At 44.5% G+C, this 21,914-nt stretch carries 20 protein-coding genes and 1 pseudogene; 20 read left to right on the forward strand and 1 reads right to left on the reverse strand.

The window, feature by feature from the left end:
- The first annotated feature begins 99 nt into the window (after positions 1-99).
- The 17 genes from MKY73_RS11555 to MKY73_RS11635 all read left to right on the forward strand — a co-directional run bounded on the left by MKY73_RS11555 (position 100) and on the right by MKY73_RS11635 (position 18,328).
- Positions 100-1,590 (forward strand): AMP-binding protein, encoded by a 1,491-nt coding sequence (locus MKY73_RS11555; protein WP_339307541.1) that lies wholly within the window; start codon positions 100-102, stop codon positions 1,588-1,590.
- Between the two features lie 5 nt (positions 1,591-1,595).
- Entirely contained in the window at positions 1,596-2,864 is a 1,269-nt protein-coding gene (locus tag MKY73_RS11560) for a decarboxylase (RefSeq protein WP_339307542.1), read from the forward strand.
- On the forward strand, positions 2,845-3,087 hold the full coding sequence (locus tag MKY73_RS11565) for a phosphopantetheine-binding protein (protein WP_339307543.1): 243 nt from the start codon (positions 2,845-2,847) through the stop codon (positions 3,085-3,087). Before MKY73_RS11560 ends, MKY73_RS11565 begins: the two co-directional genes overlap by 20 nt.
- A 29-nt stretch (positions 3,088-3,116) precedes the next feature.
- Positions 3,117-3,878, forward strand: coding sequence for a P-loop NTPase (locus tag MKY73_RS11570; protein WP_339307545.1), 762 nt, complete (start codon positions 3,117-3,119; stop codon positions 3,876-3,878).
- Between the two features lie 31 nt (positions 3,879-3,909).
- Positions 3,910-4,989: a phosphotransferase gene (locus tag MKY73_RS11575; RefSeq protein ID WP_339307547.1), complete on the forward strand. Its 1,080-nt coding sequence runs from the start codon at positions 3,910-3,912 to the stop codon at positions 4,987-4,989.
- Between the two features lie 168 nt (positions 4,990-5,157).
- Positions 5,158-6,291: an amino acid--tRNA ligase-related protein gene (locus MKY73_RS11580; RefSeq protein ID WP_339307548.1), complete on the forward strand. Its 1,134-nt coding sequence runs from the start codon at positions 5,158-5,160 to the stop codon at positions 6,289-6,291.
- A 15-nt stretch (positions 6,292-6,306) separates the two neighbouring features.
- Positions 6,307-7,524, forward strand: a complete 1,218-nt coding sequence (locus MKY73_RS11585) for a hypothetical protein (RefSeq protein ID WP_339307549.1) — start codon at positions 6,307-6,309, stop codon at positions 7,522-7,524.
- Between the two features lie 44 nt (positions 7,525-7,568).
- On the forward strand, positions 7,569-7,817 hold the full coding sequence (locus MKY73_RS11590) for a phosphopantetheine-binding protein (protein ID WP_339307550.1): 249 nt from the start codon (positions 7,569-7,571) through the stop codon (positions 7,815-7,817).
- A 13-nt stretch (positions 7,818-7,830) separates the two neighbouring features.
- Positions 7,831-8,562 carry an SDR family NAD(P)-dependent oxidoreductase gene (locus MKY73_RS11595; protein ID WP_339307551.1) on the forward strand — a complete coding sequence of 244 codons (732 nt, stop codon included), beginning with the start codon at positions 7,831-7,833 and terminating at the stop codon, positions 8,560-8,562.
- 28 nt (positions 8,563-8,590) lie between these two features.
- Positions 8,591-10,057 carry a class I adenylate-forming enzyme family protein gene (locus MKY73_RS11600; protein ID WP_339307552.1) on the forward strand — a complete coding sequence of 489 codons (1,467 nt, stop codon included), beginning with the start codon at positions 8,591-8,593 and terminating at the stop codon, positions 10,055-10,057.
- Positions 10,008-10,973 (forward strand): hypothetical protein, encoded by a 966-nt coding sequence (locus tag MKY73_RS11605; protein WP_339307554.1) that lies wholly within the window; start codon positions 10,008-10,010, stop codon positions 10,971-10,973. The genes MKY73_RS11600 and MKY73_RS11605 overlap by 50 nt, the downstream gene beginning before the upstream one ends.
- Entirely contained in the window at positions 10,963-11,475 is a 513-nt protein-coding gene (locus MKY73_RS11610) for an NUDIX domain-containing protein (protein ID WP_339307555.1), read from the forward strand. Before MKY73_RS11605 ends, MKY73_RS11610 begins: the two co-directional genes overlap by 11 nt.
- Entirely contained in the window at positions 11,472-12,305 is an 834-nt protein-coding gene (locus MKY73_RS11615) for a methyltransferase domain-containing protein (RefSeq protein ID WP_339255942.1), read from the forward strand. The genes MKY73_RS11610 and MKY73_RS11615 overlap by 4 nt, the downstream gene beginning before the upstream one ends.
- Before the next feature lie 31 nt (positions 12,306-12,336).
- Positions 12,337-13,491: a nucleotidyltransferase family protein gene (locus MKY73_RS11620; protein ID WP_339307557.1), complete on the forward strand. Its 1,155-nt coding sequence runs from the start codon at positions 12,337-12,339 to the stop codon at positions 13,489-13,491.
- Between the two features lie 96 nt (positions 13,492-13,587).
- Positions 13,588-14,727 (forward strand): acyl-CoA dehydrogenase family protein, encoded by a 1,140-nt coding sequence (locus MKY73_RS11625; RefSeq protein WP_339308560.1) that lies wholly within the window; start codon positions 13,588-13,590, stop codon positions 14,725-14,727.
- Between the two features lie 119 nt (positions 14,728-14,846).
- Positions 14,847-16,535, forward strand: a complete 1,689-nt coding sequence (locus MKY73_RS11630) for an ABC transporter ATP-binding protein (RefSeq protein WP_339307559.1) — start codon at positions 14,847-14,849, stop codon at positions 16,533-16,535.
- A 2-nt stretch (positions 16,536-16,537) separates the two neighbouring features.
- Positions 16,538-18,328 carry an ABC transporter ATP-binding protein gene (locus MKY73_RS11635; RefSeq protein WP_339307560.1) on the forward strand — a complete coding sequence of 597 codons (1,791 nt, stop codon included), beginning with the start codon at positions 16,538-16,540 and terminating at the stop codon, positions 18,326-18,328.
- Here the strand turns inward: MKY73_RS11635 and MKY73_RS11640 are convergent.
- On the reverse strand, positions 18,314-19,378 hold the full coding sequence (locus tag MKY73_RS11640; protein ID WP_339307562.1) for a hypothetical protein: 1,065 nt from the start codon (positions 19,376-19,378) through the stop codon (positions 18,314-18,316). The two genes, MKY73_RS11635 and MKY73_RS11640, sit on opposite strands and share 15 nt — an antisense overlap.
- A gap of 355 nt (positions 19,379-19,733) precedes the next feature.
- Between MKY73_RS11640 and MKY73_RS11645 the strand changes: the two genes are divergently transcribed.
- From MKY73_RS11645 to MKY73_RS11655, 3 genes and pseudogenes are all read left to right on the forward strand, one after another.
- The gene (locus MKY73_RS11645; protein WP_339307563.1) at positions 19,734-20,366 is read left to right on the forward strand and encodes a hypothetical protein; all 633 of its coding nucleotides are present in this window, start codon (positions 19,734-19,736) and stop codon (positions 20,364-20,366) included.
- Positions 20,367-20,804: 438 nt separating this feature from the next.
- Positions 20,805-21,110 carry a hypothetical protein gene (locus MKY73_RS11650; protein ID WP_339307565.1) on the forward strand — a complete coding sequence of 102 codons (306 nt, stop codon included), beginning with the start codon at positions 20,805-20,807 and terminating at the stop codon, positions 21,108-21,110.
- Positions 21,111-21,334: 224 nt separating this feature from the next.
- Positions 21,335-21,910, forward strand: a pseudogene (locus tag MKY73_RS11655) (PRD domain-containing protein); the annotation flags it as partial.
- Positions 21,911-21,914: the final 4 nt, after the last annotated feature.

Genomic DNA, 21,914 nt, shown 5'->3' on the forward strand with positions numbered 1-21,914 from the left:
ATATTCATTAAACAACATGTTAACGACATTTTGTGCGATAAACGTATCACAGAAATCGTGCAAAATAAACACTGCGAATTCATGGAATGAGGGTCTGAATTGAAACGATTATGTGAGTTGTTAGATCATTCAGAACAACGATATCCGCATAAAACAGCTTTGATCACAGACGAAGGCCATTTTACTTATAGTCAACTAACTCAGGAGAGGAATCGTATATCCACTTATTTGCAATCCTGCGGTGTAAAAACTGGCGAGCGAATCATACTGCTTTTGCCTCATGGCAAATTTCTCGTCTCATCCATTTTTGCTGCCTCCAGGCTTGGAGCAGCTTATATCCTCTTGCATGAGAGTACAACAAGGTATCAGTTGGACTACATTGTTAAAGATTCGCAAGCTTCCTATCTGCTGACGACCGATGCTTTTGTTGAAAAGTTGGCGATGTCATCCTATATAGGGATTAAGGTCATATCGGAAAATGACGTGACCACACATGCATTGGAGCATAGCAGATTAGATGACCCCGATTACGAAGATCGCTCAGGTAATGAAGTTGCCTGCCTGTTGTATACATCGGGAAGTACAGGCCGGCCGAAGGCTGTGGTGTCACACCACTCCAGCATGCTATTTGTACTGGAGAGCATTCAGTCTTGCCTGAAAATAGAAGCAGACGACGTAATCGGCAATTTTCTTCCATTGTCTTTTGATTACGGGATGTATCAGGTTTTTCTGGCGTTTAATCAAAATGCAACGATAGCCTTGGGTCAGCGATCTGATGTGGGCCCGGTGCTCATTCATAAAATAAGGGAATGGGGTATTACCGGGTTACCAATTGTACCTAGCATGGGAGAAGCGCTGATCAAACTTATGCGCAGACAGATGACGCAATTACCGGAGATTCGTTTCATTACCAATACAGGAGCTGCACTTCCTCAAACTTATGTAAACGAATTCAAAACATTTCTCCCGAATGCTCGGCTACATCTGATGTACGGACTGACGGAGTGTAAACGGGTCTCCATCCTTCAGCCGGAATTTCTCGCTGATAAACCGGGTTCTGTCGGAACATCTCTTCCGGGTACAAGTTGCACCATAATCGATGAGAGAGGATTGCAACTGCCACCATATAAGGTTGGCGAATTGGTTGTGCATGGTCCTCATGTCATGATGGGGTACTGGAATGATCCGCAGCGAACACAGCACGTTTTTCGAAATATGGCTTCTCCTGAGCGAAGCTTGCACACAGGGGACTACTTCTGGATGGACGATGAAGGTTTCTTGTATTTCTACGCTCGAAAGGATGATATGTACAAGCAAAACGGCTTTCGTGTAAGTCCTACGGAGATCGAACTGGCAGCAGTCGATATCGATGGCGTCGAACAAGCCGCGCTGATACTGACCGGAGACACTGCTGTGCCTATTCTTGCGGTGAGTTCTACACGGACTGCGGATAGCATTCTCGACGAATTACGAATGCGGCTGGAAGATTACAAGATGCCAACACACATCTATGTTACAGACCAGTTACCTTTAACTTCGAACGGTAAAATTGATAAAAACAAGCTGAAAACAGACCTGGAAAAGGAGTGAAGCGTTTGGACTATGGAGAGTTGCGGTCGAAATACGGCAGTCCGTTATATATATACGACTTGAATATTCTTCGCCAATCCTGCCACAGGTTGAGAGATGCATTACCCGAGTCTTCGATGTTGTATTACTCTCTGAAGGCCAATCCCCACCCAGCAATCGTTAAGCAGTTGTTAGATTTGGGGTGCAGGGCTGAAGTTTCATCGCTAGGTGAGCTGAATTCCGTGTTAGAAGCTGGAGGATTGCCCCGGGATGTATTGTACACGGGTCCTGGAAAGAGTGAATTGGAATTGAAGGTGGCTGTTGCACAGGGAGTACAATGGTTCTCGGTCGAATCAATGAAGGAGCTGGAAAGATTAAGGTCTGTAGTGTCTTCTGGTACACCTCCAATTCAAGTCATTATGCGAATCAATCCCGATCAGGGCTTGGCTGATGCTGGACTGGCCATGACGGGCACACCCTCTCAGTTTGGAACGGATGAGCAGAAGCTTTTGCGAGAGCTGAAGGAAATGCAGGAATGCGACGAAATTCGTATTGCCGGTTTTCATATTTTCAATGGCACCAATACTGCGAATGCAGAGAGACTTGCGGAATCTTTTCTCTCTTCCATTCAGGTGATTGCTAGAATATCCAAGGAGACTGGAATCCCACTCCAATTCGTGGATTTAGGAGGGGGATTTGGACATCCTTATGCTGTGTCAGGCCCCCCTCCGGATTTTAGTGAAATCAAGGTCCAATTGGAGACTGCTCTCGATGAGCATATGCCAGGATGGAGAATCGGAGAGCCTGCTATAGCATATGAGTCCGGACGATATCTTTCGGCCGCATGCGGTGTTCTCGTTAGCTCGGTTGTGGATATCAAGGAAAGTAAGGGCAGCCGTTTTATCGTTCTGGACAGCGGCATTCACCATCTGGGCGGGATGGCGGGGCTCGGACGCATTCCACGTGTTCAGTATGACATCAAGCCCATCACAGAGAAACCCGACACTCATCCGGAGTCGGCCCACATTGTAGGACCGCTATGCACCCCTCTTGATTTTTTTAACAAAAAAGCAGCTATGCCTTCCTTACAATTGGAAGAGCAGCTCTACATTCCGAATGTTGGGGCTTATGGGATTACGGCCAGTTTATTGGGATTTTTGAGCAGGGAAATTCCCGTTGAATTGGTCGTGGATGACGGTAACGTGAAGCATGTTTCACAGCTTGCTATAACACGAAGAACGCATTTGAATGAAATGCATGAAGGGAGGACTATTCATGAGCATGGAACACATTGAACATGAAGTCACGGCGCTGGTAAAGCAGAAAATTCATCGGGATCTGGAGATGACGGACGATCTGAAAAGTGCAGGTCTCGATTCTATGAAAGCGATCGATTTGCTGCTAGAACTGGAAGAGAAGTTTGAAATGACTATTCCCGACGAGTACATGATTAATGATACGTTTGCTTCCATGAGCAACATTGTGAACATGATCCATACGTTGAAGCAAAATGCTTAGCTTTTCTATTAGGGGCGAGGGAGGATGCCATGGACGTACTTTTCATCTATAGCGGAAAGGGCGGAGTCGGAAAATCCACTTTCGCTGTAAATTTAGCCTATTCATTACCAGGGTTAAGAGTAGGATTGTTTGATGCAGATTTTGAAGGGCCGAGTATACCTACCATGGTATCCGGAGTTGAAGAAGAGTCTATGGTAGCAGAAGGACTTGGAATCCACCCGGGAACCTACGCAGGCATCCGCATCTCTTCCTCTGGACTGATTGAAAACAACGGCCTCAGCAGATCTCTTTCAGGAAAATATTTGGAAGGTGCACTGGATCAGTTACTGATAAAAGCCCGCTGGGATGTAGATGTATTAATCGTCGATATGCCTCCAGGGACTTCCGAGATTCACCATCAGCTGCTTCGTCTGTTGAAAGGGCGATGTCTTCTGATTACAACGCCTCAGACGGTAAGTTTTGCAGATACTCAGAAAGGGATCGACTTGATGCGACGGATGGAGGTTCCGCTGCTTGGTATCGTCGAAAATATGTCTCAATTCCAATGCGAATGCTGCGGGCATTCCACTGCAATCTTTTCGGGGGATACCCAAGGCATGTTAGCTGTTCCGAACGGTCTGCAAGTGCTCGACACGTTTCCTATAATACCTGAGCTTAGTGCAAAGGGGAACTCGGGCATTCCATTGGTACTTGCGAATCCAGAACATCCTGTTAGTGTGCGAATGGCCGGACTTGGACGTCAACTAGTTATTTTACTCACACAAAAGTTCAACACATGGAGTGTACATTAAGGGTCTTACTTTGGTAAAGGGGAGGATGCCGTTGCTAAAACCGTTAGAGCTGAGCAGAGGACTTATCCCGGAGGATATGCTATCGCAAGCGTTAGAGCAGTACGGCATCATGGAATACACAACGTACCCGTATCTCAATATGAATGGTACTGTCGTTCCGATCAACCGGGTTTCGGAGACATCCAGAAAAGCCCTTATTGAAGACCGGGAGGGAAACCTCTACTTTTTGAAAGAAATTCCTTGGTATATCCGATCCATTGAGCACGCCGTGAGCGTAATTCAGCTCCAGCATGAGCTGGCTCAGAAAGCGGTTCGGGTCCCTGCCGTTCAGTTAACCACATCCAGGGAGCTGATTGTACATGCAGGTAATCAAAGTACATTGTACCTGCAATCGTATATACCAAACGGTTCGATGTATAATGCCCAGCCTCAACAGATACGTGCTGCCGGGGCGGTATTGGGTGAATTTCGGACAAAGGCTGCGTCGGCATATCCACTTCAGAGACTGAAGTTGCCCGAGCAATCTCCGTATGCTTCCACAAAGGATGTACTTGTACTTTTACTTAAAAAGTACATGCAGAAACGCAATGAAATGAGTCAAGAGGAGCAGAAGGATGTGCAGCATTTTGTCCAGGTTTGCAAGAAACTGGTTGACGAGTGGTCTGTTCAGCACACTGACAGAGCAGAAGCAGTGACATCGATTGCGCACGGAGACTTGAATCCGATGAATTTCATTTTCTCATCCGATGGTTCGGTATCGGCACTGATTGATTTTGACAATGCATGCTTCACCAATTCCCTTGTGGATCTGGCTGAAGGATTGCTCACTTTTTCTGGCATAACCTACCGAACTGGCAGCTCGCGTTTTAAAGCCGTTCATGAATTGGAACCTCAGCCGTTCCAGCAGTTTCTTGAAGGCTATCAAGAACATCATGCCCTGCTGGCCGAAGAAATTACGGTACTTCCGCTGTTAATGGGCACAACGTGCATCAAGCTGGCAAGTCTTGGTCTCATTCGAGGGGATTGGCCAGTTTCCTCAGCGAGTATGCACATCGATAACATTCGGAATGTCGTGAAGAGCTCTCAAGCGTATTTGAATGAAAATTACTGAACATTCAAGGGGAGGGAGGTTTGGCAACACCTGTTGAATCTTGCACTGGATCACACCCCATTTTTCAATGGAGTTGTTACGTAAAAGCAAGCACGAACGGGAAAAGTATATCGCCAGCAAGGTTTGATTTTAACTCAAAATAATATCCATATGAGGAGAGATGAGCTTATGTTAGGACCTTATTATACAAAAAAAGACAAGAAATTGGGATATCGCGGGAACAACATATACGATGGCTTGGATAACGTACTTGCAGGCCAATACACGCTGGCAGAAGCTGAAAATCGGGTCAAGAGCTTCAGCGAACAGAAGTATTGGGGCGCTATCGCCAGAATTAATCATCAGATCAATATGTCAAGCAATCTGTTTTTTGGAGAAATGAATGCCCTGTTTACACTGCTGCCTTTGACTACTCGAATGATTTCTTCCCCGGGTGCCGTATATGGTCGCGAGGCGATCAGTTATACAACCGATGTATGCCCTATTTCTTTGGAGTGGTTTGACCTGCCGAACAAGGCATTTTTATCAGAGTCCTCACAAATTTATCTGGAATTGTCGGTGCTCCAGCACCAGGTAGATCATGTATATTCCGTGTATAACTCATTCCGCAAGGAAAATGTGGATGCATCCCATCTGTCCGAGTTTCACCATATCGAATATGAAGGCGCGGTGGATCAAGTAGCCAACAAGGAAATAATCCGTCAATTGTTGTTTAGAGTCATTCAGGATTTGCTCAAACATAATGAAGCGGATCTGAGTGTTTTCCTTTCCCAGGATCGTCTGAATCAACTTGACGAAGTCAGTCGCAGTCAAAAAATAACGGAATTAACCTTTGAAGAAGCTTTAGCTGCACTTTACGAAGATACAAAAGATGAAATCTACAACAAATTCACACTTGAACATTTCGGTTCATGGGAAGAAGTTCGACTCACCGAGATTTATGGCGGATTCTTGGCAATTAGCGAGTTTCCTCTACTTGAGGTACCGTTCTACCACGCTGAAATGAAGGGGCGGGACAGACGCGTTGCAAACAACACGGATTATATCTGGCCGGGATATCGGGAAACGATCGGGAGCGGTCAGCGTGTGGGTACCCTTGAGCAATTGAAAGAAAAAGCAGAAGTGTTTAACCTGCCTGAAGAAGATTACGCATGTTATCTCCAGTCCAGAACGCTCGATAACTACAGGGAGACATCGGGTTTTGGCGTCGGATGGGAGCGATTGATCCATGGTTTGCTGGAGATGCCATATATATGGAGTGCCGTTCAGTTCCCAAGAACCAATGTGACTTTGAAACCATAAGGTGGGAAACCATTGATGATAATCAAGTGGGATCATGTTCAGGACAAGCTACTAGGTTTAATCGAACACGCAACAGCAAAGTCTTCATTCTACAACCAAAGGTTACAAGGCGTTACCGATGCCGGCTGGAGCCAAGCTCGTTTTGAGCAGATACCCATATTGGAGAAATCTGAGCTGACTGGCAGAGAAGAATCGCTGCTGACGGACAATGAGGCCAAACTCTATGTCGAATATACCAGTGGTTCCACGGGACAACCGCTCAAATGTTATAAATCAGCTGAGGAAAAATGGAAAAAAGCACGCCTCTTATGGGGCCTTCGAAACAGGAATGGAGGTATTGGACCTAAAGATCCGTATGCCATGTTTTATGCCTTCAATGAAGATGATCTGTCAACAGATCCCATATCCATCTACCATGAGGTCATGTATCTCTCCATGCTTGATCTGTCCCCGGAACGACTGGATGACTATTATGAAGCGTTGCTGAAGTATCGTCCGCAGTGGATGCTGTCCGTATCTACCGCACTCTATCTATTCGCGAACCATCTGCTGGAGCGAAAGCTGGATCGGAGCAAACTTCCGTTTAAATATATCGAAATTAACGGGGAGATGTTATTTGACTATCAGCGCAAGGTGATTGAAGAGGCCTTTGGTCCCATTGTTTATAACCATTATGGTTCCCGCGAATTTTGGTGCATTGGCATGAGCTGCAGAAGCGGTAATCTGCACTTGTCTAGCGATCAATTGTATGTAGAAATTGTGAATTCGGACAAAGATGGCTATGGAAACGTAGTAATTACCGACTTGACCAATCGAATCTGGCCATTGATCCGTTATGACACGGGAGATATTGGCAGGCTGTCTGAACAGAAATGTGACTGCGGATCGCGACATCCCGTCATTGAAGTGACCGGTGGGCGGGCAACCCAATATATTCGATCAGGTGATTGGATCGCCAATCCGATTCTGTTTCATTATGCGGTAACCAAGGTCAACCGGAATTTCCCGGATGCCGTTCGACAATTCCGTGTAATGCAAGTGCAGGAAAAGCAATTTATATTTTACCTTGTACCTGGCAAGGGATCTCAGGAAGCAGCCGAGTTCCTATTGCAGCAAGAACTGCTGCACAAACTGCCTGACGATGTTAACCTGACGATTGTTCATCAGGACAGACTGAGTATGGATGGTCCCAAGTTCGATTATTTTATTCCTTATCGCCAGGCGAATACATGATGTCAGCAATATTGCCAAATCATTCTATATCTGAGGGTGAGCATATGTCGCATTATCAAACGGTGTGCAGGCTCGTAAAAGAAGAGCTTGAGGATCGGATTGAAGAAAATTATGTCTTTTCGGGAAAAGAAAATCTGGTTTCTGATCTGCAACTGGACTCCATCATGATTCTTCAGTTGATCATCAAGATCGAGGATGAGTTTCAAATCACGATTGAGGATGATGAACTTACACCGCAACTATTTGAGAATGTTGAAGTGTTAACGGCCTTCGTTGATACCAAGACAGCGTAAAGGATGAATATTCGTGCACATTTCTCTTCAAGGACTTCGATTGCTTCTTGTTGGGGGTTCGGGAACGCTTGGAGGGTGTCTTCTTGAAAAAATGCTGCAAGAAGGGGCGATTGTCGCTGCCACCTATAACCAAACCCCTATTCATATTCATGAAAATCATTTGGATATACAGAATCGTCTGCATGTCGGTCATCTGGATGTCACAAATACGGAACAACTGGATGAATCCTTACAACTACTGATGGATCGACTGGAATGGGTGGATGGGCTGATATATAATGCCGGAATTATCAACGATGCGTCTTTAGACGAGATGAGTTATGCTCAATGGCGCGATGTTATCCAGGTTAACCTGGATGGCGCATTTCTCGTTTCTCAGAAGGTCAGCAAGGTGATGAAGGAACGAGGCAGGGGGAAAATCATTCACGTGTCCTCTTACCGCGGTATTGTAGGAAGCGCACAGCAAAGCAATTATGCAGCTTCCAAGGCCGGACTTAATGCTCTGACCAAATCAATGGCACGTGAGTTGGGTTCATTCGGCATTGCCGTTAATGCAATCTGTCCGGGATTTATGCGAACCAATCTGAACCGGCATCATGCTGGAAAATATCAAAAGGCTCTCGATGAGAGTCTTTTGTCCCGCATTTCCACACCGGAGGAGACAGCGAATTTTATTCTCTACCTGTTGTCCGAACACGTTGCCAACGTGAGCGGGCAAATCTTTCAAATGGACAGCAGGGGCTAGACAAAATGTACGCGAAGGAGGCGAGTGGATGAAGGATATGGAACCTCGGTGTATCGGTGAAATACTGTTACATCAGACAGAGCGGAGTCCGAATCGGATTGCCGTAACATTCGGCGAGGAGAAGTTCACGTATAAGCAGCTTTTGTCCACAACCGCGGCCTTGCAGTTAAAGATTGAGGACCGTGTTAGGGAAGGCGAAGTGGTGGTGATCTGCTTGCCCAACTCTCCTGCCTATATCCATGCTTACTTCGCTGTTACCTTACTGGGAGCGGTAATCATGCCGCTCTATTCCGGCAGTTCCGAGGAAGAAATCAGGCTGGCGTGCCGCACGGTAGACGCTGCTCTCTGTATCACTACTCACGAGATGAAATCCAAGCTACGTATTCATAACCTGTCCGTCCTGAGCCAGGAAGATTGGCAGGCACCGGATGAGGAGAACAAGCCCATATACAGGCCTCGTCTTGCAGACGAGGTTGCCTTAATGCTGCAAACGTCGGGAACGACCGGGAATCCCAAAATCGTGCAGCACACTCACCATAGCCTAATTACCAATGTGAAGGCTCATTGCGAATCTCTGTCACTGACGGAGAAAGATACCGTGTTGATTACGCTGCCTATGCCTTTTGGCTATTGCAATACCTCCCAGTTCTTGAGCCACCTGTACCTGGGTGGAGAATTGGTCATTATGACTGGTCTATTTCTACCGTCTTCATTCATGAAAACGATGCAAGAGCAAGACATTACCGTAGTTACTGCAGTACCAACCATGCTGCAAGCGTTGAGCCTGCTGAAATCCGATTATAAAGCGCTGCCCCATCTGCGTTATATCTGCTTTGGGGGAGGACAAGTCACGCCTAACATACTGGAATCTGTTCGCAAGAAACTGCCTTCCCATGTGAAAATGGTGCAAACGTACGGCCAAACGGAGGCTGGTCCGCGTATTACAACCAGGATCATTTCGGGAGTATACGAACCATCTAATGTAGGGCAAGCCATACGCGGGGTTGAAATCTCCATAAGAGATGAAGAAGGGAATCGCTTAGGCGTTCATGAACCTGGTGATATATGGATTCACAGTCCCAGCATCATGAAGGGATATTACCTCAATGCAGCAGAGACGGATAAAGTTCTGCAAAACGGATGGCTTCGTACAGGAGATCGCGGTTACTTGGACGAACAAAATAATCTGTGGCTACTGGGAAGAACCAAACTGTTGATCAAAACAGCAGGAAAACAAGTACATCCTGAGGAAATTGAGCGACTGATCATGGAGCACTTTCCACTGGAGCAAGCCATTGTCAAAGGAGAGGCCGACCCCTGGCTCGGCGAAGCACTGGTGGCTTACATCATTCCTCGCAAGTCGGATACACTTGTTGAAGCTACGGACATTTTGCGTTTTTGCCGTTCCAAGTTATCCGCTTACAAGGTACCTAAAAGGGTGGAAATTGTGCAAACCCTTCCGAGAACCGCTACCGGAAAGATCCGAAGAGATTAAGGAAGGAGGAACTCTTCTGTATATTTATCGTTACGGTCCCTTTCATGTACAGGTGGATTTTGCATCTCGTCTTCATGCGCTTGAGGAACGGACCAGACAATGGTACTCACACGTCTTGATAGATGATCAGCCGGAAAAGATGGATCATCACTGCAGGATCGAAGCTTGGGACACAAGCCCTTGGATTAACAACCCGGAACGAGACGAAGTAATCTGGGGCGAAGACCGGGTTGAAATTCGTTCCAGCCTTCAGTTCAATTATAACATCGATTGGGATTCCGCTTGGAACAGCAGACTGCATTTCGTTCAGCGGACGGGGTATGACGAATATGAAGATCGGTCATGGGAATTTTCTCAACGGATTTCTCTTTTTCCCAAATTGATGGACATGAACGCATTTCTCTTGCACTCGGTATGTGTTGTAGGTCAAGACGGAAAAGCGATTATTTTCCTAGGGACAAGCGGAGCCGGTAAATCGACGATTGCCCAGAAAGCAATCGATTCAGGGTACTCCGTCATTACTGATGACACGGCGTTGCTGATGTTTGTCGAGGATGAATTGAGAGTATATGCCACTCCGTATATCTCGCGATCCGGTCTTATTGGAGAGCCTGGATTCTGGACGGTCGGTGCGTTTGTTCTGTTGGGGAAGGATGCTGTTAATACTGTCATACCGGCCAGCAGACAACCGTTCGTACAATCTCTGCAGGAACGAATTTTTGAGACACAGTATCTTACTCATATCTTCTCATTCTCCAGCGGTGGACTAGGTGGCGACATTGCCAAACGATTGCTGGGGTATACACGTAAAATTACGAGGCAGTACAAGGCTTATCATCTCCAATTCAATCTGCAGTTGAAGCTGGATGACGTGATGGGCGAATTCCTATCTGGGGAGGGGCAACATGTACGTTAACGTACGCGCTATGATAGAAAGAGTGGTGAACGGTGAGCTTCAACTTTATTTACAGATTCGGGACAAGCCCAATCAACCCAAAGCATGGGAATTGCCTGGAGGGCAACTCGAAGAGTACGAGTCCATGATCGATGGACTGAAACGGGAGGTCAAGGAAGAAACAGGCCTTGAACTGACTCGCATTGCAGGTAAGGATACGTATTTGCAGGTAAGAACCAACACAGGTTTACTGGAGGGCATTCAACCTTTTGCTGTCTACCAGACACTGGAGGGACCTATCGATTCAATGGGCGTGTATTTTCGATGCGAAGCTGAAGGCATAGCCTTGCAGTCTGGCGATCAGGCTCGTGACGGACGTTGGATACCTGCCAAAGAATTAAGGCAAATGACAAAGCAGGATTTGGAAGCCTTCAGCTGGATTGATTCTGTGGGTATCCAGTTGTATCTGCAATCGGAAGATAATAAATCATTTCAACCATTGGAGAAGGGGGATTTAAGATGAGCAAAACAACACACGACACCATTGCGTATTTCAAAAATAAAGCGGACAAGTACGACTTGGTAGAGGAACAGGCATATTGGCAGCTCTCCGACCAGCTGTTATGGAACGTTTTCAAAAAAGAGGTCTTGGATCGATTACCCGCTGGATTCACGTTTTTTGACGCGGGTGGAGGGACTGGTCGCTGGTCGCTTAAAGTCCTTCAAGAATACCCGGAGAGCACCGGATATACGTATGATCTGTCGGAAGACATGCTGAGACAAGCGAAGGCCAAACGCGAAGCGAATGATCTTCAGGACAGATGGACGATCCGGCAAGGTGACCTTCATGCTATTGAAGGCGTACAGCCGGCATCCGTGGATGTCTGCTTTAACTTTCATAACGTATTGGGATTTGTGGAAGAGCCGCTTAAAATGCTGCATGAAGTCGTAAAGTTGCTTAAACCCAAGGGATACTTGGTATCGTTTACACCTAATCTGTACCATGCCCTGTACTTTAATATTTCCCTAGGCAGAATTGAAGAGGCACGGAAGTTAACGGGCGGCAAAGGGCGCTTCACGCTTGAAATGCCCGATATTTATATGTTTACTCCCAAGCAGCTTCAAGAATATTACGTTGAATGCGGGCTGAAGGTATTAAATCTTAAAGGCTTCCCTGCCTTCATTTATCCCGGATTTCTGGAGACACAGATTGAGGGTAACACCCAAACCCTAAGCGAGATTTTGTCTGATCCGGCTGTGTTCGAGAGCATTTTGGAGATTGAATCCCAGTATCTTGACGTAGAAGAACTTGTATCGCGTGGAAACAATATTTTTATTGTCGGGCAGAAGTAATTCTCTTCCAAGGCGAAAGGAGCTGTTTGCCATGTCATCAGATTCTACCCTAACCGATGAAGAAAGATTGGTTTTATTGTGTTCAAAACCTGCTCTTCGGAATGCGGAGGTTGAAGATTTTCGTCAATTAATGGCTGCTCACATGGACTGGAGCCGAGTATTCGGCATGCTGCATACCCATGGTGTGATGGGAACCGCATGGCAGAATATCGAGCGTTACTTTTTGGTGAAAGGCACGGAGAAGGCAGTCTACGGCAAATTCGTTAGTTCGGTCAAGCAAATGTATCATATGCAAAAAATGCGAGGCGAACAACAGTGCAGATTCACCCTTGATATTTGCCATGAGCTGGACAAGCGGAGCATTCAATACAGTTTGCTGAAAGGTATCGTACTTTCCCAAGTCGCTTATGGGGATCTGGGAAGCCGGGATTTCAAAGATAATGATATGCTTATACATTCAAGTCAGATTGATGAAGCGATAGCGGTTATGAAGGAAATGGGATATGTGCAGGGGATGATTAACTATAAAACGAATTCGGTTACCCCGCTGCCTCGCAGGGAAATCATGATCCGATCAATGGTGTCCCATGAAGTCATTCCTTTGATCAAATATATCGAAAATAGTCCATTTCTCGAATATCATGCGCTGGATTTGCAATTTTCGCTTGATCTCATGACCAGCCGTCGAACAGATACGGCAGTGCAGCAAATGCTGGAGAGAAGCCAGATTATTGATGTTGCAGGACATCCTGTTCGCACTTTGGAATGGGAAGATCTGCTGTTATTCATGCTTATCCATCTTACCCGCGAAGCAACAAGTGAATTGGATGTTATGGCCTACAAGGATATCCTGCTCTATAAATTCATGGATATTCACCGATTCCTGAACAGCCCTCAAGTGAATGTGGATTGGGATAAGGTACTGCAGCGGGCTCAGGATTTGAATTTCCAAAAGGAAGTATTCTATGCCCTGTATTATACGCAGATCCTGTATGGCGAGGCCGGACCGGAAGGATTCCTGGACAAGCTGAATATTGAAGATCAGGAATTCCTCGATCAGGTGTATCGGTACAACAGTGAAGATATTGCTATCCGTTGGCAGAATTCCTTTGAGGAACGTTTATTTGATACGAATCGACCGTTCAAACTTCAGAAGAGCAATCCGATCGTTCCAGGGAAAAGATGAAGCATTTCTGACCAAATCCATTTGAGTGAAAGGGATTTTGATATGCGATATTCGTATGAAGTATCCGAAGTCACGGACACATTGTCCGAGGTAAGAATGGCGGCAAAGCGATTTGCTGAAAGGGCCGGTGACCTCGACCGAGATGGGTCCTTCCCCAAAGAGAATATAGCTGACTTGAAGTCTGCAAGCCTAATGTCAGCATCAATCCCTAGCCGGTCAGGCGGTGAACGGCCTTCACTCCGTTCCTTGTCCTCTATGGCAGAACTTTTGGCAAGCGGGTGCTTATCCACAGGAATGATATGGGCCATGCACATACAGCAGGTGGAGGTATTAATCCGTCAAGAACAGAATGATTTTTCAGATCATCTACTGTCCAGACTGCAGGAGGAACAGCCCTTAATCGCCTCAGTCACAACTGAAAAAGAAAAAGGGGGGCACTTGCTCTCGTCCCAAAGTCCGATGGTTACCAATGGAAGCTCGCTCTATATTGACCGAGATGCTCCAGTCGTAACTGGCGGTGAGTACGCTGACTGGTTTCTCATCACAATGAAACCTTCTGATGAAAGTCCCGACAGTGACGTTCAACTGGTTTTTGCCGAACGACATCAACTGGAACTGGAAAGTGTCTCCGATTGGCATGCCATGGGGATGAGAGGGACCGGTAGTGTGGGCATGCACATTCGTGGCTCAATTGAAGAAGAACAGCTGATCGGTGCAGCGATAGACTTCAAACCGTTAGCTGTACAGACGATGATTCCCATGGGACATATTTTATGGTCTGCCTGTTGGCTTGGAGCCGCTAAGGGAGTATACGAAGGATTAATACAACTCATCCGTAATCCGCAAAATCGTTCCCGCTTCAATTTGCAGTCCGAGTTGCTCTATGCAAGGCTTGCAAGGATTCGACTGCAGTTGGACACAGTTAACATATACCTGAACGAGATGATCAAACAGTATGAAGATCATTCCAATCAGGGGAATTTGAAGCTGCTTGAAGCGCCGCGGTTCAATATTCACATCAATAATCTTAAAATTTTGGCATCAGAGACTCTTTTTCAGGCAACGGATCAAATGATAGACATTGCAGGACTATCCTACGGATATACCACTAATGACCAGCTTCCCTTGGAAAGGGCTTTTCGGGATTTGCGTTCTGCAAGTCTGATGTATCACAATGATCGGCTGTTACTGGTGAACGGAAAGCTGAATTTAATAGATCACAGGTTGCTGCCTTGAAAGGGCGCAAAGTTTGAGGGTGACATATGAAGGATAATGTCTCAGCAGCAATACAATCTAAACGATCGGTACCTCCCCAAGACTCACTATTTAAAACTTATCGATGGGTCCTGTCTTATGTGCAAAAATATTATGGCATGTTTTGGCTGCTGGTGTGTTGCGGTATTGGAGTCACGTTCATTCAGGTTTCTATTCCCAAGGGTGTTCAGTACTTCATCGATATCATCGTTCCATCCGCAGACGTGATCCGATTCCGATGGCTCATTATACTGTTGGTTGTCGGCATGTTTCTGATGTTTGGTCTGATGGCATGGCAAAATCTGTTGCAGAGGTCCATTCAGGAGAAGGCGGCACGAGATTTGCAATACGATATTTTTAGTCACATGAGGAAGCTGGGGTATTCTTATTTTCAACAACGCCCTGTTGGTGAAAGCTTGTCGTTCATGAACACGGAAGTGAGTATTCTGCAGGACTTCTATCGGTTTCTTCTTCCGCATACGATCCAAAACATTGTAGTCTCTATTGTATCTGTCACAGTGATGTGTGTCATCAGCATTCCTTTAACACTGATCATGGTGCCGTGCCTGCTTCTCTATTATCTGTTCGGACCATCCATCGAAAGAAAGGCTACCATCTTGGCCAAGCAGAATACGGAACAGCGCATAGCCTATAATCAAAAAGTATACGAGAGTGTGTCAGCTCTGACCGAAATGCGTGCTCACGGAGCCGAGGACTGGGATTGGAAACGGTTCAAGGGACACATGCAGCCTTTTTTGGATGGAAGGGTTCGCATGTTATGGATGGCCTTTTGGAGGGGCACGATACGCCGATTATCCTATTACGTCGGTGGGGTGGCAGTCATCCTGTACGGCATTCACTTGGTCAAGGAACAGGCGTTGAGCGTAGGAGAGATGTCTGCATATTTGCTTTACTATTTTCAGGTCATGCAAACGGTAACTCTGGTCATTACGGTTATTACGGAGCAGAAAGTTCTGATGCATCAAGCTTCCAAAATCCATCGCTTCATGCAAACAGAACCTCAGGTTGTCGAAGAGGCCACACCGATCTGCTTGAAGGAAATCAGAGGAGAGATTCGGTTCGAACACGTCACATATCGATACAACAAGGGTCCGGAAGTGCTCGCGGATTTTAATCTGGTGATTAAGGCCGGTCAACGAGTGGCCATCGTAGGTCCGAGTGGACACGGAAAATCTACCCTGCTTCAGCTTCTGGTTCGTTTTTATGATCCACAACAGGGCGAAATTCTGTTGGACGGTGTACCTATACGAAAACTTTCATTTGCACAATTACGAGAAAGTATAGGATATGTGTCTCAGGAAACGTATCTTTTTGGCGATACCATTCGCAATAATATTCTTTTTGGTCATCCGGATGCGACAGAGGAAGACATGATCCAGGCGTCCAAGGCCGCTTATGCTCATGATTTCATCTCTGCTCAGCCGGATGGATATGACACGCTGCTTGGGGAAAGAGGCGTTAACTTGTCCGGAGGTCAAAAGCAGCGTATATCCATTGCACGTATGTTTATCAAGAAACCTTCCATTCTATTGCTTGATGAGGCAACGTCCGCGCTTGATACAGCGAGTGAACAAGAAGTACAGCAAGCCCTGGAACGTCTCCTGCTAGGCAGGACGACCATTGCCGTTGCTCATCGGTTATCTACCATTAAGGATTATGATGTAATTGTTGTACTCGAACATGGACAAATTCGGGAAATGGGAAGCCATGAGGAATTGATGAGAAGACAGGGAGCGTATTATCAGCTGAATTCGGGAGAGGAGGGGTGAGCATGTCGCTGAAACAGCATATTCACTTTCTGAAAAAATATATCATGTCGCGTCCCTCATTGCTGCTCATCTCCATCATTCTGATGTCCCTGGAGTCATTGTCTTTCCTGAGTATTATTGGTCTCCAGCAGCGCCTCATTGACGATATTCTATTACAAGGCCAATATGAGCTTGTGCCGAAGATTGTCTGTCTTTTTGTGCTGGCTTTCCTTTTATATGCTGTGCTGTTCACCTATGCTCCGCACATGATGCATCGAAATCAGTCTGTTATCCAGTCTCAGATGGCCGATGATTTTATGTCCTATGTATACAGAATTCCAATACGTCAATTGCAAAAAGAACGCATAGCTACATATGTGCATTACATTACCCAGGATCTGGACAAGGTTGCCGATATGATCGGAAATCAGATTCCTCGCGGTATTCAGCAGCTATTTGTTGTTCTGTTTGTAGCTGTCATGATTGGCATGGTCAGTCCAGTCATGCTGATTGCCTGTTTTGTACTGGGTACGGCATACGTGATTCTTGGCAGATTCTTTGCAGTTAAACTGAAGAAGGCAGCCGGCCATGTTCAGAAGGCAAAATCCGGTGTGCTCGTTCATATTGAGCAAGGGATCTCGTCCACCCGAGAAGTGCTGGCTTATCACAGACTGGACTGGGAGAAAGAGAGATATGACAAGCTGTACAATACGTATTATGAGAAAGTAATGCAGGAAGGCAAACAAGTGAATCTCAAAATGATTACTAGCGAACCCCTGAATTGGGGAGTAAGAGTGCTCATTCTTGGATATGGAGGTTTGCTCGTCCTACAAGGCGAACTATCCATTGGCATGTTCGTTGTGCTTTTCCAGCTAGGATTCCAGTTTATCCAATACTTACAGGATCTGTTCAATTCATTCATGGACTGGTCCGCAGGCGGTGCCAGCGTGGAAAGACTGCTCAACGTGATGGAAGGGGAGCAAATGGAGGAAGGCAACTCTCCTGTACCTTTGCCGTTGCAAAGCATATCTTTTAACCATGTTGACTTTAGCTACGAGCCAGGGCGAAATGTTTTATTGAATAATCTGACCTTCGACATTCCTATGGGACTTAAAATTGCCATTGTTGGTACCAGCGGTTCCGGAAAGTCAACCATTGCCCAACTCCTCATCCGTTATTTCGATCCGGATGCAGGTTGTATACTGGTGAATAGTAAGCCGCTCAACCAATTGTACCGTTCAGACTGGACAGAGCGTATAGGCATTGTATTTCAGGAACCTTATCTTTTTCCGGATACCATTCAAAACAATCTTTTAATGGGAACAGAAGATGAGAAGTCTGCCAATTTGATGAGATCCGCTTGCGAGGCAGCACAAATCAATGATTATATCGTGAGTCTGCCGGAGGGATACGATACTTTTATTGGTGATCGGGGGATCACCTTGTCTGGAGGCCAGCGTCAGCGTCTTGCCATCGCCAGAGCCTTAATTCAAAACAGAGACATTCTGATATTGGATGAAGCAACCTCGGCGCTGGACTTGTCAACAGAAAGACGCCTGCAGCAAGCTATCGACCGTTACCGTAAAGGGAAAACAACCATCGTTATTGCTCATCGTCTATCAACGATTCAAAATGCGGATCTGATTTTTGTCATGCATAAAGGGGAGATGGTTGAATCAGGGACGCATGATCAACTGTTGAATCGAGAGGGATTGTACCGGGATATGGTCAGTCTACAGGACTTGAATGGAGAAGGACAACAAACGGACCTTCTCCAGCGTTTGAACCAAAGCGGGCCGTCAGCTTTGGCTTAATATCGGTTTGCCACTGCGAATACCCCGACTGTTGAAATCATTTAATAACAGCTCAAGTGACTCTTTCTCCAGTTGGTACAGAGCACCTAATCTGCCCATCAAGCTGATGATATGATCCTCACGTTGGGTCATGCCGTATTTTAAAAACTGGTTCAGGATAATCGTTGCTTCTTGTTCAACTCGAATATAGTTATCTTTAAACTTTACGGGAAAAACATAGTGGCCTTCCTGTTCTATATATTTAATTTTGAGATTCATAAATTTTTTGTGTTCTTTCAACGTATACAACAAACGTGTATCAATGGTTCGCTGCTTGGAAAGCATCATCTCAAAAAACATGATTAGTTTATGATAGATATCCAGACCGAAGGTGCGATCCGAATAAAGCGCTGGCGTATAAAAGCTCTTGAAGTTTTCCGTTTCATTACGAGAGGTATAGTAGTTTTCCATACACTCGGCAAAGTAGGAGAGAGAAAACTCATAAATTTTTCCATTGTGGTACTCCGGGTTAATCTTTAACAGATGGGTGAAGTTAAGATAATCATCATAGATATCACAGTGCTCGAACGCCGTCTTCAGATCATCATAAGAGACGGTTGTTCGAGAATAAATCCGATACTTGAAGAATCCAGCAAGCTGGAACTCCCGTGCGGTGTCATCATATCCATAGATCATAATCGCATGTGCAAAACGATAATTGCGAAACGAAGGCGTATCAGGAATATAATATTCATCCACGTGAGTCCATACGTAATACCCGGAATCGATCTGATCCTTAATAAACGAGATGAAATCGGGAATAGACCCCAGGATTAGATCGCGGTGCAGTCGCTGTGAGTCTTTGAACCAGGGATTAAAGTGATGTTCCGGTGTCTGTACGTAGAAGTCTAGGAAAATCTCGTCATTTTTCCAATCGGATAGAAATAGATGCGTATAATTCGAGTAAATCCAAGGTTGGCACTCCTGATGGTCAGAAATAATGGAAAGATAAAAGGCATGTTGAGGATAGTTTGAAATGAGAGGATCACAAAGAGGCAATGTTTTCATCATTGGTGCTCCCTTCACTAGATAAATTTTTTACTCATATACCTTAATTATGGGAGATTATTGCTTGTTTATTTGTATTTTAGTATATATTTGTTAAAAATTCAAATATTTAAATGTTCACAGGTGATTAAAAATTGTGAAAATAGCGATATTTCATTAGATTTCTACTTTTTTTGGAAATGAAAATTAGTATTCTTTCTATTTTTGCCGGAGAGGGTTGCGTGGAAAGGCACACTAAATTCAATGCAAATGATCGGGAATGTTTACCCGTTCTTATATATTAACATGTGAACTTTTGCTTTATAATCTGCTTAAAAGAATGCTTAAGGTTTAACAACAATGTCTAGGGAGAGACGTTATGATGGTGAAAATTGAATTACCCATTCAAGATACTATTATCAACACATTTAATGTTTATGGTAGTATTTCATCTATTATATCTAACAATAAAAAGTGCTTCCCCTGGTTTTATAATAATTTTATTCAAATTCGATATGTGTATGATTGGGATACGTTTTTTTTTGATAACCACCATTTATTATTGAATAATTGTCCTTGGTTAAATCATCATATAGTTCCTCGTTTCGTTATCGAAAGTAAGTGGGATTCAATAGTAGATTTCATAGTGGACTCAATAAAATTAGGTCATTATGTTTACTTGTATGTTGATCGATATTTCATATCTGCTTCTAAGGCCTATCTAAAATGGTCTCATGTACATGAGATCTTTATTTATGGGTTCAATTCTGAAAGCAAGAAGTTTTTGATAGCCGACAATTTATCTGATGGGAAATATGTACAGACTGAATGTACATTTGAAGAAATTGCACAGGGACATAACGCAATCGAAGTAAGTAATCATTTTTTTCTCAATATTCACTTATTAAGTAAGAAAGAGGAGGAGGAATATACTTTAAATCTTCCCCAAATTATAATGTCCATTGAAAATTATCTCAATTCAGTTATTACACTGGATGTTTCTTTCAAATAAAAAACGCTGTTTGGTCAAAATGCAATATTATTTTCAGTAGATAAAATGATAAAGGATGAAAATAAACTATTAGACAAAAGAGCTTTTCATTTATTCTTGGAGCACAAGAAACTAATGTTGAGTCGAATTAATTACTTAATCCATGTAAATGAACTAAAATATGAACATGTTTCAGAAAGTTACAAAGACATCCTAAGAAGATTCGAAATTATAAAAAACTTGTCTTTAAGATATAACATAACCAAGGAGCGGGATGTTTTATTTAGGATCAGAGATCAGATATTAGATGGTCTGTATGAAGAAAAGCTTATTTTGGATGAAATGATAAAGCTAATATCCAAGTGAAAAGTGGCAAAGTTTATTTAGACACGATTCAATTTGTATGCTGAACCCAGCTACCTTAGCAGAAAAGATAGTCTATAGAGAGGGGCATTACACATGTATTTTGTTATATTTTTGCTCATAGGACTTGTTTTATGTTACCTGTTCCCATTTGGTCCAATAGTGGCAGGTGGCATTATTTTTGCACTTGTTGTGGACCAATATCGCCAGACGATGCATATGCGTGAAGATATCCGAGACATCAAGAATCATCTGGGGTTAATGAACAAAGGCGAGGCGCAGGAGTACGAGATGAATAAAGAATACAAGCAAGTCGATCGTTTGGATTCAGAACAGATGGATATCATTAATCGAAGAATTGAAGCGGAACTGGAGAAAGAAAGCAAAAACAATAAATCGTAAATTATTGTAAAATGATTCTTGTTTTGCTTACGCCTGTGAGTATATTTACCTAGATCGGGAGTCATTTTAATAAGATATTATCTTTTTGTTGCACTGTGTAGAACTTTGTAATATTATGAGGGAAGCGCGTACAACATATCGGGTTGTAACTGTTGAATCAGGCAAAGCCGTTTACCTTGAGAAAAGGGACTGGTTTGTCTTTTTCTGTATATTGGAGTGATAAAGTGAAAATCGAGAAGGTGCTGAACAATAATGCTGTAGTTGCCATGAATGACGAACAACAGGAAGTTATTATCATTGGCCGGGGGATTGCTTATCAGAAGCGGGCGGGTGATATGGTTTCCGAGCAGCATATCGATAAGATATTTACTTTACAGAATGAAGATATTCAGGAAAACTTCAAGGCATTAATCTCAAGCATTCCTTTGGAATACATGAAAGTGTCCGAGGAAATCATCGCTTATGCCAAATTAAAACTTGGCAAGAAACTGAATGAGAGCATTTACTTGCACCTCACAGACCATATTCACTTTGCCATTGAGCGGTATCGCAAGAATCTGCCTATACGCAACGGATTGATCTGGGAGACGAAGCAGTTATACAAAGAGGAATACGAAGTAGGAATGGAAGCGCTCAACATGATCTGTGATCAGTTTGGCGTAATTCTGCCCGAGGACGAAGCCGGTTTTATGGCACTTCACTTTGTCAATGCAGCTTTGAACGAGGAAATGCCCAACATCAAGAGTATGACGCAGGTCATGCAGGAAATCTTGACGATCATCAAGTATCATTTCAAGATTGCTA

Source organism: Paenibacillus sp. FSL R5-0519, from assembly GCF_037974275.1.
In the GTDB taxonomy this organism is placed as follows: domain Bacteria; phylum Bacillota; class Bacilli; order Paenibacillales; family Paenibacillaceae; genus Paenibacillus.